The 16,273-nt window shown below is 69.8% G+C and carries 11 protein-coding genes; 2 read left to right on the top strand and 9 right to left on the bottom strand.

Annotated features, from left to right (window positions below):
• Positions 1-98 precede the first annotated feature (98 nt).
• The 6 genes from OV208_RS17025 to OV208_RS17000 all read right to left on the bottom strand — a co-directional run bounded on the left by OV208_RS17025 (position 99) and on the right by OV208_RS17000 (position 10,381).
• Entirely contained in the window at positions 99-1,991 is a 1,893-nt protein-coding gene (locus tag OV208_RS17025) for a serine/threonine protein kinase (RefSeq protein WP_267574886.1), read from the bottom strand.
• 113 nt (positions 1,992-2,104) lie between these two features.
• Complete coding sequence (locus OV208_RS17020; protein WP_267574885.1) at positions 2,105-4,027, bottom strand: serine/threonine-protein kinase; 1,923 nt, start codon at positions 4,025-4,027, stop codon at positions 2,105-2,107.
• A gap of 151 nt (positions 4,028-4,178) precedes the next feature.
• Positions 4,179-5,078 carry a glycoside hydrolase family protein gene (locus tag OV208_RS17015; protein ID WP_267574884.1) on the bottom strand — a complete coding sequence of 300 codons (900 nt, stop codon included), beginning with the start codon at positions 5,076-5,078 and terminating at the stop codon, positions 4,179-4,181.
• Between the two features lie 159 nt (positions 5,079-5,237).
• A complete protein-coding gene (locus OV208_RS17010) occupies positions 5,238-6,059 on the bottom strand; it encodes a hypothetical protein (RefSeq protein ID WP_267574883.1) in 822 nt (273 codons plus the stop codon).
• A gap of 183 nt (positions 6,060-6,242) precedes the next feature.
• Complete coding sequence (locus OV208_RS17005) at positions 6,243-7,637, bottom strand: sigma 54-interacting transcriptional regulator (protein ID WP_420715026.1); 1,395 nt, start codon at positions 7,635-7,637, stop codon at positions 6,243-6,245.
• A gap of 29 nt (positions 7,638-7,666) precedes the next feature.
• Positions 7,667-10,381, bottom strand: a complete 2,715-nt coding sequence (locus OV208_RS17000) for a protein kinase domain-containing protein (RefSeq protein WP_267574882.1) — start codon at positions 10,379-10,381, stop codon at positions 7,667-7,669.
• A gap of 145 nt (positions 10,382-10,526) precedes the next feature.
• On the opposite strand from OV208_RS17000, the gene OV208_RS16995 reads away from it, so the two are divergent.
• Positions 10,527-11,435, top strand: coding sequence for a papain-like cysteine protease family protein (locus tag OV208_RS16995; RefSeq protein ID WP_267574881.1), 909 nt, complete (start codon positions 10,527-10,529; stop codon positions 11,433-11,435).
• Between the two features lie 27 nt (positions 11,436-11,462).
• On the opposite strand, the gene OV208_RS16990 is transcribed toward OV208_RS16995, so the two are convergent.
• Together OV208_RS16990 and OV208_RS16985 are read right to left on the bottom strand one after the other, a co-directional pair.
• Positions 11,463-12,533, bottom strand: coding sequence for an MBL fold metallo-hydrolase (locus tag OV208_RS16990; RefSeq protein ID WP_267574880.1), 1,071 nt, complete (start codon positions 12,531-12,533; stop codon positions 11,463-11,465).
• 105 nt (positions 12,534-12,638) lie between these two features.
• On the bottom strand, positions 12,639-14,189 hold the full coding sequence (locus OV208_RS16985) for an ELWxxDGT repeat protein (RefSeq protein WP_267574879.1): 1,551 nt from the start codon (positions 14,187-14,189) through the stop codon (positions 12,639-12,641).
• Positions 14,190-14,340: 151 nt separating this feature from the next.
• Here OV208_RS16985 and OV208_RS16980 point away from each other — a divergent pair, with 151 nt between their 5' ends.
• Positions 14,341-15,714 carry a TAXI family TRAP transporter solute-binding subunit gene (locus OV208_RS16980; RefSeq protein WP_267574878.1) on the top strand — a complete coding sequence of 458 codons (1,374 nt, stop codon included), beginning with the start codon at positions 14,341-14,343 and terminating at the stop codon, positions 15,712-15,714.
• 50 nt (positions 15,715-15,764) lie between these two features.
• On the opposite strand, the gene OV208_RS16975 is transcribed toward OV208_RS16980, so the two are convergent.
• Complete coding sequence (locus OV208_RS16975; RefSeq protein ID WP_267574877.1) at positions 15,765-16,103, bottom strand: TerB family tellurite resistance protein; 339 nt, start codon at positions 16,101-16,103, stop codon at positions 15,765-15,767.
• Positions 16,104-16,273: the final 170 nt, after the last annotated feature.

Raw genomic sequence — 16,273 nt, 5'->3', positions numbered from 1 at the left:
CTCCCGGTTGGCCGAATGGGTGGCGTGCTTGTCCCCGGGTGCGCTCGTCGTGCCCATGCCAGGAGCACGTTCCCGGTGCCCTGCCCGGAGGGAAAGGCTCACTCCGGCGTGAGGGTGGCCCGGGGCCCCTTGCCGGTGGAGCCAAGGATCTGCATGACGCCCTCCCTCTTGGGGTGATCCGGGGGAGCGAATCGCAGGAACTGTTCGTAGTGCTCCTCGCTCTTCTCGGAGGCCAGCATCTTGGCGTAGAGGACGCCGAGCATGCGGTGGCACTCCGCGGCGCTGGGAACCCTGTCCAAGCAGGTCTGGGCCAGTGCAATGGCTCCCAGGGTGTCTCCTTGCAGGTTGAGCGCCGCGACGCGGGCCTGGAGCTCCGCGACGGTGGCGAAGGCTTTGGGGGCTGCCGCGATGGACGGCTGGCTTGCGATAGCTCTCGTGCGAGAATCCGGTGAGCGCCCGCGCTGTCGCGCCGTTCTTGCATTCGCGGTCTTTGACACCGCGATTTGCAGGAGGTCAATGCATCTGGGATTGCCTGGGTACTTCTCCCTGCAAAGGCTTGCCATGTCGATGGCGGCCTCCAGTTGTTCTTTCTGGGAGGCCTCAAGGACGTATTTCACCATCTCGTTGACCGCGATGGCTTCCCTCTCCTGAGCGCTTGGGGTTCCCACAGGTTCATGTGAGGCATCGCTGGCTGTGGGCACCACGGGCGCCTGTTTCGCGACGGGCGCAGGCGTCCGGAAGGGAATGGCCGGAGGGAGCTCGACCCTGGGCGGGGGGGAGAGCGATTCCATCAGGAGCCAGACGCAGGCTCCCGTTGTCACCAGTCCTCCCACGGTCAATCCCTGGATCATCCGACGCGAGAGGCCGGGTGCTGCTTCGAGTTCCCGGGGCTCCGTCGGCTTCGTGACGGGCGCCTGGACGGCCTGGACCTTCCGGAGGCGCCGATGCTCCACCGGGCGGGTTGCCGCGGGCGCAGGAGGCACCGTCGGTTCACGCCAGACCCTCATCTCTTCCAGGAAGGAGCTCGGCACCGACAGCTCGCGACCCTCCTGCGCCAGGTCGCCCCGGAACAGGATGCGCAGCAGATTCGCGATGGTCATCGCGGAGAAGCGCGGGTAGGTCGAATACAGAAACCCCGCCAGTGCATCGCCGAACGCATGGCTGGATTCGAAGCGCTGATCCCGCTCCGGAGTCAGCGCCTTCATCACGATGTCGTTCAACTCCTTCGGCAGGTCCGGTCGGAGGACCTTGGGGGCAGGAATCTCTCCGCGTCCCACCCGCATCATCACCACGTGCGGAGGACCTTCCACGGGGAGCTTGCCGCACAGCAATTCGTACAACACGACGCCCGTGGCCCAGACGTCGGTGCGCGCGTCCACGTCTTCCCCGCGCGCCTGCTCCGGGGAGAAGAAGAGGTACTTGCCCTTCACCACGCCGGGGGCGGTCTTGAAGCCTCGCAGCAACTGGGCCTTGGCGATGCCGAAGTCGACGATCTTGACCTGACCCTCATAGCCGACGAGCACGTTGTCAGGGGAGATGTCCCGGTGGACGATGCCCAACGGTTTTCCACTGCCATTCGTGCGGGTGTGCGCGTAGTGCAGGCCCCGGCACATCTCCATCGCGATGAAGACCGCGACGGGAATGGGCAGTGCGGTCAATCCACTCTTCATCGCGCGCTTGAGGACGCGGTGCAGGGGTTGTCCGTCCACGAACTCCATGGCGAGGAAGTACTCACCATCCACGCGCCCGAAGTCGAAGACCTGGGCGACATTGCCGTGGGACAGCGTGGCGGAGATGCGCGCCTCGCTGATGAACATGGAGATGAAGGCCTCGTCGTCCGCGTACTCCGGGAGGACCTTCTTGATGAGGACGGGCTTGGTCACCCCGGCGTCGCCTACGAGCTGGGCACGCCACGTCTCCGCCATGCCGCCCCGGCCCAGCCAGGAGACCAGTTCATACCGACCGAAGACGTCGCCTGCTTGCAGTGCCATGGGCCGTCCATCTTAAAGCCAGATTCCAGATTGGGTTGAATGGACGGCGCGCTTCTCCTGCCAGGTCGCTCAGCGTGTCAGCGAGTGAAAAGAGTCTGGCCAGAAGGGATGGATCATTCCGGTGTCCGGGTGGCGCTGGCGTCCTTGCTGGCATTGCCGAGGAGTTCGACGACGCGCGCCCGGCGGGGATGATCCGCGGGGGCGAGCGCCAGGAACTTCGCGTAATGCTTTTCGCTCTCCGCCCGGTGGTTGAGCTTGCCGTGGATGTCCCCGAGCATGAGCTGGCACTCCGGCATGCTGGGGTTGCTCGCCGCGCAGTCGTTGGCCGCTTCCAGTGCCGCGTCGTATTGCCGGTTCTGGACGAGCCCGGAGACCTTGAGCTGGACCTCCTGTTGTTTGGTTTTGACCAGCTCGGAGACCTTCTGCCCGACCTCGTTCTTCTTGGACCTCACCAGCTCGAAGACGCTCTTCTTCTCCTCGGGGGCCTTCGGCTCGGTGGGCGCGGGCTCGGGGGCCGTGGGGACGGCACTGGCCGTGACGATGGCCGGGGCGATTGGCACGGGTGCACTGACCTCCGGCGTGGCCGCGGGCGCGGCGGCCTGGGCGCGCGGTGCCGCACGGCCTGGCTTCGCGGCGGTCTTCCGGGGCACGGGTGAAGGACGTACCTCCTCCTGCGCTTCGGTGGGCGCGTCGGTCGGGAGCTCGGCCACCGCTTCCTCCACCGCCGGGGGCGCGGGCACGGGCTCGGGTGGTTCGGGGGCCACGGCGATGCGGGCGACGGGTGCCGCGGCGACAGGCGGAGGCGAGGAGCCCAGCAGGAACCAGAGGCCGGCTCCCGCCGCGAGCAGCCCTCCTCCCGCGCCCAGGCCCACGAGCAGCTTGCGAGACGAACCGGAGGGCGTTGTCGGCACCGGAGGATCCGGCTCCGTCGTCCCCGTGAGGGCCGTGTTGGGAGGCTTCGCGGCGCGGGCCATGCGCCGGGTCTGGACCTCTTCCTGGGGCGGTCGTGCCACGGGCGCCGACGCGAGGGTGGCCGCACCCCACGACTTCATCTCCTGCTGGAAGGTCCCTGGCACCGCCAGCTGTCGGCCCTGTTGCTCCAGGTCGCCCCGGAACAGCACCCGCAGCAGGTTCGCGATGCTCAGCGACGAGAAGCGGGGATGGTTCGCGTACAGGTAGCCCGCCAGCGCCTCCGCGAACTCGTGGCTGGATTCGAAGCGCTGGTCCCGGTCCGCGGTCAGCGCCTGCATCACGATGTCGTTCAATTCCTGCGGCAGGTCCGGACGGAGGTCAATGGGAGGGGGAATCTCACCGCGCGCCACCCGCATCATCACGACCTGGGGCGGGCCCTCCACGGGGAGCTTGCCGCACAGCAATTCGTACAACACGACGCCCGTGGCCCAGACGTCGGTGCGCGCATCCACGTCTTCCCCTCGCGCCTGTTCCGGCGAGAAGAAGAGGTACTTGCCCTTCACGACTCCAGGCTCCGTCCTGACGCCGCGCAGGAGCTTGGCCTTGGCGATGCCGAAGTCGACGATCTTGACCTGCCCCTCGTAGCCGACGAGCACGTTGTCCGGAGAGATGTCCCGGTGGACGATGTCCAGCGGCGTGCCGCTGCCATCCGTGCGCGAGTGCGCGTAGTGCAGGCCCCGGCACATCTCCATCGCGATGAAGACCGCGACGGGAACGGGCAGGGCGGCCATGCCGCTCTTGATGGCGCGCTTGAGGACGCGGTGCAGTGGCTGGCCGTCCACGAACTCCATGGCGAGGAAGTACTCACCATCCACCCGGCCGAAGTCGAAGACCTGCGCGACGTTGCCGTGGGACAGCGTGGCGGAGATGCGCGCCTCGCTGATGAACATGGAGATGAAGGCCTCATCGTCCGCGTACTCCGGGAGGACCTTCTTGATGAGGACGGGCTTGGTCACCCCGGCTGCGCCTACCAACTGCGCGCGCCACGTCTCCGCCATGCCGCCCCGGCTCAGCCAGGACACCAACTCGTACCGCCCGAACGCATCCCCCACTTGCAGTGCCATGTGGCGGTCATCTTTACCCCAGAAATCCTGGAGTGCGGAGTAGACCCCTCCCCGTCTGTTTGAACGGGAAAGAAGGCTCCTACGCTGCCTGGAGGGCAGGCGGCCGGGCGGTCATGTAGGGCAGGGGCTCACCCCACGCGACGAGGATGGCTCAGGGTGACTTCTTCGACGTGCCGGCGGGCAGCGTGACGTACATGCGGCCCAATTCGGTCAGCTCTCCGGAGGCTCCCAGCAGGTTGATGGACGGGATTTCGTTGTTGCGTCCGGAGAACCAGGAGTAGCGCTCGACGGTGGGTTCCGTCTCCAACCAGGTGATGGCGTCCACCATGTATTTCTTCTGCACTTCGACGGTGATCTCGTTGTGGGGACGGTCGCCGCAGGCGAACTCCGTCAGCCAGAGAGGCTTGTCGTACTTCTTGAACCGGTCCACGTACCACTGGAGCGCGCCCAGGTCGCACGCGTACCAGTGGATCGCGATCGCATCCACCTGGCAGCCCTGGCAGGCCTTGAAGAAGGCATCCAGGTAGACCACCGGGTCGGTGAATTTGACGCCGTCCTCCGTGACGCAGTCCCCGCAGTAGTTCACCGCCGGAGATACCAGCTTGAGCTGCTTGCGGCGGGCCACTTCCTCCAGCACGGGCCAGAGCGCGGCGGCCTGCCGGGGCGTCTTGTTCGCCTGGCTCAGGAAGTTGGGCTCGTTGAAGCCCAGCAGGTACTGCGCGCCCGCGGGAATTTCGGAGGCGAGCTGATCCGCGTTGGGGGTGCCGCCCCAGGCCATGGGGACGAAGGAGACGGCCTCGGAAGCGTAGACGCTCGCCGCGCCGTCCTCCGGGCGGGGGGACCAGTTGTACCACCAGCTCATGCCCGGGGAGAGCGCCTTCAGGTCCGCGGCCGAATGGTAGCCATAGGCGAGGCCACGCTTCGCGCTCTTCGTGACGACCGGGGCCGGATCCTCTGTCTGGGATTGCCCTCCCGCCGCGGGGTCGCACGCGAGCAGGGGCCACAGCAGGACGGCGAGGGGCAGCGTCGGAACGGGCCGGGCGCGGAGCATGGCGGGGACTCTACGCCCGGACGTCGGGTGGGCGCTGAAGAGGTTCATTTCTCCGCCGGCCCTGGAACGGAGGAAGGGGTGGGAGCAGACGTGGCCGTGCGCGTTCCCAGCGCACGGCCGTGTCAATGCCTCTCATCTTCTGGATGGGAGCACGGCCGCTCAGATGTGCGGGATGTCCGAGGCGAAGCGGTGGTTTGTCGTCAGCGAGTTCGGGTCTTCCTTGTAGGCGGCGAGGATCTTGTTGGCGTTGTTCGCCACGCTGCGCGCGAAGATGCGGGCGTCGTCAGGCCTGACGTCGATGTTGTCGCTGATGCGCTGCTCGGGATTCGTGTAGTTCGTGGCGCCGCCCCGCACGTGGTGCAGGTAGTTGTTGGCGCCCATGGTGCGCATGGCCTCGAGGGCGACCCCGACGTTGAGCGCGATGGCCTTCTCGTCCGTCCCGTTGAGCTGGTTCAGGTCCCCCGGCACGTCCTTGCCGCCGAACGTCTGGATGAGGTCCTTGTTGAGGTTGAAGGGCCCGAAGTTGGTGGAGGAGCCGTTCTTGCTGAAGTCCGTGCCGCCCTCCTGCATCGCCTGCGCGACCAGCAGCGCGGCCTCCTCCTCGCTGGCGCCCGCGTTCGTGGCGGCCTCGAACACCTGGGACTTCCAGTAGCCCACCGGGTGGTCGTTGTACTGCTTCGTCTCCTCGTAGGAGAGCTCCGGGTAGACCTGGTCGGAGCCGTGCGTGCCCGCCTGGACGAGGGACTCGGTGCTGACCGCCGTATCTCCAGCGCCCGGCGGCGTCGTCGGCGTCGTGGACTGCTTCGTCGACTTCACCGACGCGTCCTGTTCGAAGCTGTCGGTCTGGAAGCGCTTCACGACCGGGTGGACCGACGGGGTCTGCGTGCCCTGCGCTTCGGAGGCCGGCTTCGCCTGGAGCCTGGACAGCGTGGCGGGGTCGGGGCGGAACGCGGGACGCTGGGTGATGGCGGAGAGGGACATGGGGTTTCCTTCTTCGGATTGCGTGTGGGGCCAGTTGCGGCCGTGTGCGCTGTTCCAAAGCAGGACCCGTACCAACCCGTTTCGCGTGCCCCCTCAGGGTGCCTTCAGAGGGGAACGCCCCGGGCCGGGGTGCCCAGGTGGGTGACTCCAGTCACCCGACCGCGTTCAGGTGGGTGACTCCAGTCACCCGGCGTCTTCGTCGTCCGGCGAGGGCTTGCCGTCGCTGAGCTCCAGGCCGTGTTTGCGCATCAGCTTGCGCAGGTAGACGCGGTCGATGCCGGCCTCCCTCGCGGCGCGGTTGAAGCGGCCCTCGCAGCGCTTGAGCAGGCTCATGAGGTAGTCGCGCTCGAAGCCCTCGACGAGCTGCTCCTTGGCTTCCTTGAACGGCCGGGCGAGGTCCAGCTCTCCTCCCGCGCGGGACGCGGCCCTGCGGGGCACGCCCGGGTCGATGTCCGGCAGGGACTCCTCGCCCAGGTTCACCACGCGGTCCACCACGTTGCGCAATTCGCGCACGTTGCCCGGCCACGGGTACTGCAGGAGCAGCGCGCGCGTCTGGTCCGACAGGGCGCCAGGTGGCTTGCCCAGCCGCACCAGCACGGTGTCGATGAGCAGCGGGATGTCCTCCGGGCGCTCGCGCAGGGGCGGCAGCACCACGCGCAACACGGCCAGCCGGTGGAACAGGTCGCGGCGGAACTTCTCCGCCCGCACCGCCGCCTCCAGATCCACGTGGGTGGCGGACACCACCCGCACGTCCAGCTTGCGGTAGTCGTTGCCGCCCAGGCGCTTCACCTCGCGGCGCTCCAGCACCCGCAGCAGGCGCGGCTGCAGCTCCAGGGGCAGCTCGCCGACCTCGTCCAGGAAGACGGTGCCGCCCTGGGCGCGCTCGAAGGCGCCGGCCCGGTCGCCGTGCGCTCCGGTGAAGGCGCCCTTCACGTGGCCGAACAGCTCCGACTCGATGAGCGTGGGCGCGATGCCCGCAAGGTCCACCACCACGAAGGGGTGTTTCGCGCGCGAGCCCTGCTGGTGCAGTCCTTCCGCGCACAGCTCCTTGCCGGTGCCTGTCTCGCCCTGGATGAGCACGTCCGCGTCACCTGGCGCCATGCGCTCCAGGAAGGTGAAGACCTCGCGCATCCTGCGGCTCGTTCCCACCAGCGCCCCGAAGCGGTCCTTCGAGGACAAGAGCAGCGAGCGCTCGCGGGTGTCCTCGGGCATCACCTTGAGCCGGGTGGCGCCCAGGGTGAGGACGGCGCCGGGACGCACCTCCAGCTCGGTGAAGCGCAGGCCTTCACAGAAGGAGCCGTTGTACGAACCCAGGTCCGTCGCGACGACGCGCTCCTCCGTTACCTCCAGCCGCACGTGGTGGCGCGACACGGTGGTGTCGTCGAGCACGATGTCGCAGTCCGCGCTCTTGCCCAGTTGGTACGTGCCCACCGGCAGCGGGTATCCCTTGCCGGCATCCGGCCCGGACAGCACCCACAGCTTCAGCCGCACCCGCCCCGCCGGTTTCACGGGAAGGGTCGAGGTCCGCTCGGAGGGCCGCGCCTTCGGCCCGTCCTGCTCGTCATCCGGTCGCGCCACGGCTGGGACGCTACCACGCGAAGGAGGGGTCACCTTCCGCCGCGCCGCCGGGGTTCGGGGCGGGCCAGAGTGCTCGTGGCCGGATGGGCTTGAAGCCAGCTTGTCACCTGGGCGGCCTGGGCTTCGCGCGTGGCGCGGGTGAAGCGCACGCGGGCCGTCTCGGCTTCCTGGCGCGCTGTCGCGGGCTCACCCGCGTCCCACAGCGCCTTCGCGAGCGCGAAGCCCGACTCCGCCAGGGTCGCCTCCGGAATGGAGGGGTAGCCCACCGCCCGGCGCAGCGGCGCGACGGCGTCCTTCGCGCGGCCCAGTCCCAGCAGCGCCTGTCCCACGCCGTCATGGGAGTACTGGAGGGATTCGTCTTCGGGGGCCACCTGTCGCTTCATCGCCAGGGCCTCCTCGTAGACGCGCAGGGCCTCGTCGTAGCGGCCCAGCGCGAGCAGGCACATACCCACCTCGTCCAGGCCCTCCGCCACGGGCAGCGTGTGGGGGCCCAGCAGCGTCTTGCGGATCTCCACCGACGCGCGGGCATGCGCCAGCGCTCCGGCCGCGTCGCCCGTCTCGCGCAGCGCCCAGGAGAGGGCGTCATGCCGCCGCGCCGTGTCCGGATGCAGCGGGCCCACCGCGGCCTCCGTCTGCGCCAGGGCCCGGGTCAGCAGCCGCACGCCGCGCGCCGGGTCTCCCATCCGCGTCGCCAGACCTCCCTGGAGGAAGGTGATGCGCGCGCGCAGGGGATGGCCCTCGGGCAGCACCGACTCCGCCTTCGCCCGCGCTTCGTCGAACAGGGCCCGCGCACGCGGAAGGTCCCCCATCGCGGACGCGAGGTTGCCCTGGTTGATGCGCACCTCCGCCTCCAGCCCCGCGTCGCCGCCCATGCGCCGCAGCGTCGCGTCCGCGAGGCCGCTCCACACCTCCGCCTGCTCGAAGTGCTTCTGGCCCTCTTCCACGTAGAGGAGCCGGTTGAGGATGAGCACCTTCAGCCGGTCCGAGCGGCCCTCCTCCGCGTCGAAGGCGGCCTGGCGCAGCGACGTGGCGGCCTCCTTCGATTCTCCCAACTGTTCGCGCATCCAGCCCTGCTGCAGGTGGAGCCGCGCCCTCAGCGGCGCATACCCCGTGGCCTGCACACCCTCGATGAGCGGCCTCAGTTCGTCTCGCGCCTGGGTGAGGCGCCCGCCATCCACCAGCACCTTCACCTGGGACAGCTTCGCCTCCAGCCGCTCCACCTCGGCGAGCTTCGCGGGGTCCTCCGGCAGGTGCTGCTGCTCTCCCAATGCGGCCACGTCCGCGCATTCGCCCAGCGAGGGCAGGGCGTTCACGGACGACAGGGCCTTCTCCACCAGGGGCCGGTCCGCCGTGGAGAGCAACTCCACCACCGCTCGCGCGTCGTTGCGCCGCCGCTCCAGGCACACCACGCGCTCCACCCTCAACGCTTCCGGCTGCGTGCCGCTCACGCGCGTGGCCTCGCAGGCGTCGGTGCGCTGCCGGCTCCAGGCGTTCGCGTACGCGTCCAGGGCGCCGGCCACGCGCGCCGCCATGTCCGTCGCCAGGGGACTGCCGGTGGCGACGAAGGACTGCTCCAATCGCTGGTGCTGCTCGGGACCCCACACCTCCGCCATGAGCGCGTCCGCGCCCGCGCACACCTGGGACTGCTGATAGAGCGCGCCACCGGCCACCGCGAGCACCGTGGCCCCGACTCCCGCGACGGCCCAGGCGCGTCGCCGCCGGGTGCGCCGCTGCTCCTGGCCCAGGGCCTCCAACAGGGCGGAGAGGGTGGGGAAGCGCTCTTCGGGCCGCAGCGACAGGCCCCGCATCAGCGCCTGCCGCACCCACGCGGGCACGCGGGAGTCGCGCGGAGGCTCCAGGATGGACGGCGCCTGGGGACCGCTCAGGTCGGCGGGGATGCGCAGCGCCTGCATGCGCTCGGTGTCGAAGGGGCGCTGTCCGTAGAGCGCGTAATACAGCGCCGCGCAGAAGCTGAATTGATCCGTGCTCGCATCCGGCGCGGCGCCCAGCACCTGCTCCGGGGACATGTAGTGGGGCGTGCCCATCACCGCGCCCGTGAGCGTGATGGGCGCATCCAGCATGCGGCGCTCCATGGGAAGGCTTCCAGCCACGGGGCCCGTCACGTCCTCGCTGTCGCCTGTCGCGGTGCCCACCTGGCGTGCGAGTCCGAAGTCCGTCACGCAGACGCGGCCCCGGCCGTCCACCAGCACGTTGGCCGGCTTGAAGTCGCGGTGCACCAGCCCCACCGCGTGCGCGGCCACCAGCCCCCGGCCCGCGGCCAGGTACGCCTCCAGCACCTCGCGCCAGGAGCGCGGGGCCTGCTTGAGCCACTGGCCCAGCGTGCCCCCGTCGATGAGCTCCATCGCCAGGAACACCTGCGCGCCCCACACGCCCACGTCGAACACCGGGATGACGTGCGGATGGGAGATGCGCGCCATGGCCTGCGCTTCACGCAAGAGCCGCGCCCGTGCCACGTCCGACTCCGAGTTCCCGTCCGGACGCAGCAACTTCAGCGCCACCTTCCGGTCCAGGTCCGGATCATAGGCCGCGTACACCACGCCCATGCCGCCCTGCCCCAGGGGCCGCAGCAGCAGGTAGCGCCCCACCTGCACCGAAGGAGGAGGCCCCGGCCGCGACAAGCGATCCGAGCCGGCCGTGCCCGGAACGCCCACGCCCTGCGCGGGTGCCAGGGGTTGGGTCGCGTCCTCGGTCGCGTCGGGCTCCTCTCCTGGGCGGGCTTTCATGGGGTGCTCAATCCTACCGGCCCTGTCGTTTTCGCCACCATGACCCCGGCTCCGCTTGTTTCTGAGAAGGTGCGGCAACTTCACCTGGGAGGTCGCGGATAATGGCGACGTCCTCCGAGTCCCCCTAAGCAGGAAGGATGCCGACGTGACCATCTCCCGCGTGTCGAACCCTCGCACGGTCCTCCCCCCGGAGACGCAGCGCGTGCCCGAGGTGCAGGGGCAGGGCGTCACGCAGGCGCGGCCCGAGGCGGAGCCGGTGCAGGAGGTCGCGAAGACGCAGGCGGCCGAGCCCCTGAAGGACAGCTACGAGGAGGACCCCGTGTCCGCCGCGGAGTGGTCCGCGCGCGCCGCCGCGAGCGGTGTGCAGCCGCGTGAGCCCGCCGTCGTGGGCGTGTCGGAGATGGAGGCGGCGCCGTCCATCACGGGCGCGAAGGGTTGGACCCAGCCCACGCCGGTCATCCCGCAGACGGATCCGACCAACTGCGGCCCCGCGACCGCCGCCATGCTGGTGCGCGCGGCGGGTGGAGGCCAGGGCCAGACGGACGCCGAGCTCGTGAAGGGCCTGGAGTCGAAGTACGCCAACAGCCAGGGCACGACGCCGGATCAGATGGGCGACATGCTCGCGGGCCAGGGCTTCGAGGTGACTCGCGGCGCCTCCAACTTCGACCGCGACGCGCTGAACACGGCGCTTGCGCAGGGCAAGAAGGCCGTGGCGCTGGTGGACTCGAACCTCATCCAGTCCGGCGCCGAGGGCGGCAAGGCCGGAGGCAGCGCGCACTGGGTGGAGATCGACGGGAAGGATGCGCAGGGCAACTACCGCATCAACGACTCCGCCTCCGGTAAGAGCTACAGCGCGGGGCTCCAGCAGCTCACGGACGCGATGAACACCGGATGGGATTCGTTCAACGGCGGCGGCATGCTCATCGTCCAGCCGAAGGGCGGCGACACCGCCGCGCTCACCCACGAGAACGAGAACCACTCCGGCACGTTGGGCAAGACGCCCGGCATCGGCTCCAAGGCCTCCGCGGCCGGCACCCGCGAGTCGGGTTCGTAGCCAGCAGCGTCGCCGACTGCTGGCGCCTCAGGGCGCCGGTTGGGGCACGAGCCGGCGCTCGCCCACGTCGCGCCACCACGGCGTCACGCCCTCCACGCGCGAGGGCTCCAGGCCCCGGCCCAGGCCCGGCGTGAACAGGCGCACCTGCTGCTCCGTGGCCAGCCGCACCAGCGTCTCCGCCGGTTCGTCCCACGCGTGCAGCGCCAGGTTGAAGGTGCCCCAGTGCACCGGCATCAGCGTGCCGCCGCCCAGCATCGCGTGGGCCTTGAGCGCGTTCTCCGGGCCCAGGTGGATGCCGCCCCAGCTCGGGTGGAAGGCGCCCACCTCCAGCATCACCAGGTCGAAGGGGCCATGGCGGCGGCCAATCTCCTCGAACTCGGTGGTGAGGCCGGTGTCGCCGCTGAAGAACAGCCGGTGCTTGTCGGTGGTGAGCACCCACGACGCCCACAGCGTCTTGTTGCGGTCGCCCAGGCCCCGGCCGGAGAAGTGTTGCGAAGGCGCGGCGGTGAAGCCCACCGGCCCGACGCGGTGCTGCTCCCACCAGTCCAGTTCGGTGATCAGCTCCGGCGCTACGCCGAAGGCCTCCAGGTGCTTGCCCACGCCCAGCGCGGTGATGAAGGGCACCCGCCGCTTCGCCAGCGCCTGGATGGTGCTCCGGCACAGGTGATCGTAGTGGTCGTGCGACACCAGCACCGCGTCCAGGTCCGGCAGCGCTTCCAGGGGCACGGGCGGAGCGTGGAAGCGCCGGGGGCCCGCGAAGGACACGGGCGAGACCCGGTCGGCGAAGATGGGGTCGGTGAGCACGCGCGCGCCGTCCACCTCCAGCAGCATCGTGCTGTGGCCCAGCCAGGTGACGCGCAGGCCGGTGTCCGGCGCGCGGGCCCAGGTGCCGCGCGGGTCGTCCACCGGGAGCGGGCCGGGCGGGGTGCGCTGCGTGCCGCCGAAGAAGTACTCCCCCAACAGGGGCAGCGGGTTGCCCTGGAGTCCGGGGCCCACGGGTGCGGTGTTGCGGAAGCCTTGGCCTTCGAACTGCCGGGAGGCCCGGCTGCGCTCGATGCGTTGTCCCGCGACGCGTGCGCTGGGGCTGACGGTGGGCATGAGCACGTGTCTAACACCCACGCGTCCGCCCGGCACGGTCACCCGCCAGGAGCCCTGGCGGGCAGGGTGACGTCCCGTCGTCAGGACCGGGACGGCACGGGGTGCCTATTGTCCGACTTCCGGCGCCGCGCAGGTGTGGGTGAGCGCGGAGGACCAGAGCTGGCCGGCCCGGGTCTCATCGTAGGCGCTGAAGAAGACGCGCGAGCCCACGCGGAAGAACTCGCGCGGGAAGGATGACGCCCCGACGGACGGAGGGGCGATGTCCTTGAGCTGGCGCGTCCCTCCCGTCGTGCCGTTGCTCACCCAGGGCTCGATGTTCTCCCCCGAGGTGTCGGGAGCGCTGAAGTAGACGAGGTTGTCCGCCACCGCGTACACCGGCGAGCCGTACTCGTCCGACAGGCTCAGCGGGCGGCGCAGCAGCGTCGTGCCCCCGGCGGTGCCGTTGGTGACCCAGAGCTGGGTGTCAGTGGGCGCGGGGCTGTTGCTGCCGATGTCGACGGAGAAGAACAGCTTCGTGCCCCCCGGGGCGCCGCTCACGGCGTTGATGCGGGGGAACGCCGAGCCCTGCGCCGCGTAGTCATTGGGCAGGGTGACGACGGGCGTCGGGTTCCCACCCGCGAGCGGGACGCGGTAGATGACCATGTACTGGGTGGTGCGCGAGGTGGTCGTGACGTAGGCGCTGGTGCCCAGCGCCCCCAGCACCTGGACCACGCGCGAGGCACCAAAGGATGCCAGCCGCACCGTGCCGCCCGCCGTGCCGTCCGACTTCCACAGCTCCGTCAGGCCCGTGCTCTCGCTCAAGGTGAACAGGGCGAGCGTCGCCGTGGCGCGCAATTCGGACGGATAGGTATTGGGGCCCGCATCCAGTCGCTTCACCTGGATGGTGCCGGAGGCGGTGCCGTCCGTCCGCCAGAGGCTGGTGGCTCCCTCCAACTCGCGCACGAAGAAGAGCATCGCGTTGCCTGTCTTCGCGTCCAGGAAGCTCACGTCCACGGTCGGTCCGAAGTCGCGCAGGCGCACCGTGCCCGTGTCCGTGCCGTCCGAGCGCCACAGCTCATGGCGCGTGGCCGAGGCGGCCTCGTCGAAGACCTCCCGGAAGAAGACCAGGTCGTTGCCCATCGCCTTCAGGTGCGCCAGGGACGAACCCTCCACGCCCGGCGTCAGGTCCTTGACGAGCCGGGTCCCCACGCCCGTGCCGTCACTCACCCACAGCTCGTGTCCGTGCGTCGCATCTGGCGCCTGGAAGAAGAGCTGGGTCGGGGTGGCGGTGAGCCGGGATACGTTGGACGAAAAGGTGGGGGCGGCGGGGAAGTCCTTCACCTGGGTGGTGCCCGCCTCGGTGCCGGTGCTCTTCCACAGGGAGCCGCGACCGTCCTCGAAGTTCACCGCGAAGTGGAGCGCCCCGCGGAAGTCCACGAAGCTGTTCGGCGCCGCCGCGAAGCGGGGGATGCCCAGCTCCGAGGGCGGGAGGATCGTCTTCACCCGCTGCGTGGCCGCCGCGGTGGGAGGGCAGAAGGACTCCTGCGTCACCGACGGATCCAACGCCTGGGTGGGTTCCTGTGCGAGGGCTGCCTCCGCCTCCGTGTCCTCCAGGCCCCCGCCACACCCCACCCCCACCACCAGCAAGGACACCACCCACCCGCCGCGCCAACCCATGCCACACCCCTTACAAAAAGGCCTGGGAGGGAGGGTGTGTCGCGCAAGCGGATGCGCCAAGTGCCCCCGGGTCGGACCGTGCTCGCCTGCCTGGACCCACGCAATGTCCGGCAGGGCCTCGCACGGGGCGGTCGGTATACTGCGCATCCCCATGAAGACGGACTCGTTGAAAGCGCAGCTCAAGCGCACGTTGCGGCGCGACCTGTGGTTCGCCATCGCCCCCGCGACCCTCCTCATCGCGGTCGCGTTCGCGGTGACGTTCTACTTCGTCAAACCCGCGCCGCCCAAGACACTGGTGGTGGCGCTGGCGCCGGACGAAGGCGGCTTCGGCTACACGGCGAAGCGCTACCAGAAGTTCCTCGCGCAGCACGGGGTGACGCTGGAGCTGCGCCCCACGAAGGGCTCCGTCAGCAGCGTGGCCCTGCTGGACGTGGAGGACAGCGGGGTGGACATCGCCTTCGCGCAGAGCGGCACGACGGGCGGCAAGGGCCAGGAGGTGTCGGAGCACGTGGTGTCCCTGGGCAGCCTCGCCTATGTGCCGCTGTGGGTCTTCTACCGGGGCGAGCGCGTGGAGGACGTGCGCGACCTGTCCGGCAAGCGCATCGCGGTGGGGCCGGAGGAGAGCGGCACGCGCGCGCTGGCGCTGACGCTCCTGAAGGCGAACCGCGCGGACGCGGAGCCCACGCAGTTGCTGCCCCTGGACCGGGACGCGGCCATCGACGCGCTGAAGAATGGCACCGTGGACGCGGTGTTCCTGGTGGCCCCGGCGGAGTCCCCGCGCATCCAGAAGCTGGCGGCGGTGAAGGACGTGCGCCTCTTGAGCTTCTCGCGCGCGGAGGCATACACGCGCCGCTATCCGTACCTGTCGCGCCACGTGCTGCCCCGGGGTGTGTTCGACTTCGCGACGGATGTGCCGGACCATGACGTGCAACTGCTCGCGCCCAACGCGCTGCTCGTGGCGCGCGACACATTGCACCCGGCGCTCGCGTACCTCCTGATGCGCGCGGCCAGTGAGGTCTCCGGCACGGCGGGCATCCTGGACAAGACGGGGGAGTTCCCCGCGCCGCTCGCCGCGGGCTTCCCGTTGAGCAGCGAGGCGAAGCGCTACTACGCGTCCGGCGTGCCGCTGCTCCAGCGCTACCTGCCGTTCTGGGCGGCGAACCTGGTGGACCGGCTGTGGGTGATGCTGGTGCCCATCATCGCGGTGGTGGTGCCGCTGATGCGCGCGGTGCCGGCGGTGTTCCTCTGGCGGGTGCGCTCGCGCATCTTCCGTTGGTACGCGCGGCTGAAGGAGATTGAGATCCAACTGGAGGAGGACCCGGATCAGGAGCTGCTCCAGGGCATGCTCAAGCGGCTGGAGGAGGCGGAGCGCGAGGTGAACCGCATCGCGGTGCCGCTCGCCTACCAGGAGAACCTGTACTTCTTCCGCGAACACCTGGACATCGTGCGCCGCCGCCTCACCCGCAGGCTGACCGACGCGCACGAGCACAAGGACAAGGACGTCCCGCTCCAGGTGACGGCCTGAGGGAGCAAGCCGTGACGGGGAGGCCCTGGGGGTGCGCGGCGGCGTGCGCCTCAGGGGGTGATGCCGAGCATCTCGCGGATCTGCCGGGTCATCTCGATTTCGGCTTCGTGGACCTGGCCGTCGCCGGTGACGAGGGCGTGGACGGCCTCGAGGACGGCGTTCGGGTGCTCGCGCAGCACGCCCACGTTCGGGGGAGGCAGCGGCTTTCCCTCCTGGAGGCAGTGGGTGAGGGCGGCGAGCTCCGAGAGGGGGACGCTGAAGCCTCGCGCGGTATCGATGATCTGATCGATCTCCTCGCGGGTGACGCGGCCATCGCTGGTCGCCACCTGGAGCAGCAGCTTGATGACCTCGATGTGGAAGTGGGAGTCGGTGTTCGACGGGGTGGCCATGCGGGGAGGGTCCTCCAGGGCGGTCCAGGCTGACCTGCCTGGGGGGGACGCGTCCAGGAGAGTCTCAGGGGCAGGGCGGTCGCCGAGCGGGGGAGGGTGTCATGGGCGACATCCCTCCTAGGGGGGGTAGGCAGAGGGCCTGACCGTGTCATTCTCGCGAGGTATTGCAA

This window comes from Corallococcus sp. bb12-1, from assembly GCF_026626765.1.
GTDB classification, from domain to species: Bacteria; Myxococcota; Myxococcia; order Myxococcales; family Myxococcaceae; genus Corallococcus; species Corallococcus terminator.
This window is presented reverse-complemented; position numbering and strand designations above follow the sequence as displayed.

Coding starts and splice junctions, on each gene's coding strand:
- OV208_RS17025 (WP_267574886.1), bottom strand. CDS start 1,991: ATGGCACTGCAAGCAGGCGACGTCTTCGGTCGGTATGAACTGGTCTCC.
- OV208_RS17020 (WP_267574885.1), bottom strand. CDS start 4,027: ATGGCACTGCAAGTGGGGGATGCGTTCGGGCGGTACGAGTTGGTGTCC.
- OV208_RS17015 (WP_267574884.1), bottom strand. CDS start 5,078: ATGCTCCGCGCCCGGCCCGTTCCGACGCTGCCCCTCGCCGTCCTGCTG.
- OV208_RS17010 (WP_267574883.1), bottom strand. CDS start 6,059: ATGTCCCTCTCCGCCATCACCCAGCGTCCCGCGTTCCGCCCCGACCCC.
- OV208_RS17000 (WP_267574882.1), bottom strand. CDS start 10,381: ATGAAAGCCCGCCCAGGAGAGGAGCCCGACGCGACCGAGGACGCGACC.
- OV208_RS16990 (WP_267574880.1), bottom strand. CDS start 12,533: ATGCCCACCGTCAGCCCCAGCGCACGCGTCGCGGGACAACGCATCGAG.
- OV208_RS16985 (WP_267574879.1), bottom strand. CDS start 14,189: ATGGGTTGGCGCGGCGGGTGGGTGGTGTCCTTGCTGGTGGTGGGGGTG.
- OV208_RS16980 (WP_267574878.1), top strand. CDS start 14,341: ATGAAGACGGACTCGTTGAAAGCGCAGCTCAAGCGCACGTTGCGGCGC.
- OV208_RS16975 (WP_267574877.1), bottom strand. CDS start 16,103: ATGGCCACCCCGTCGAACACCGACTCCCACTTCCACATCGAGGTCATC.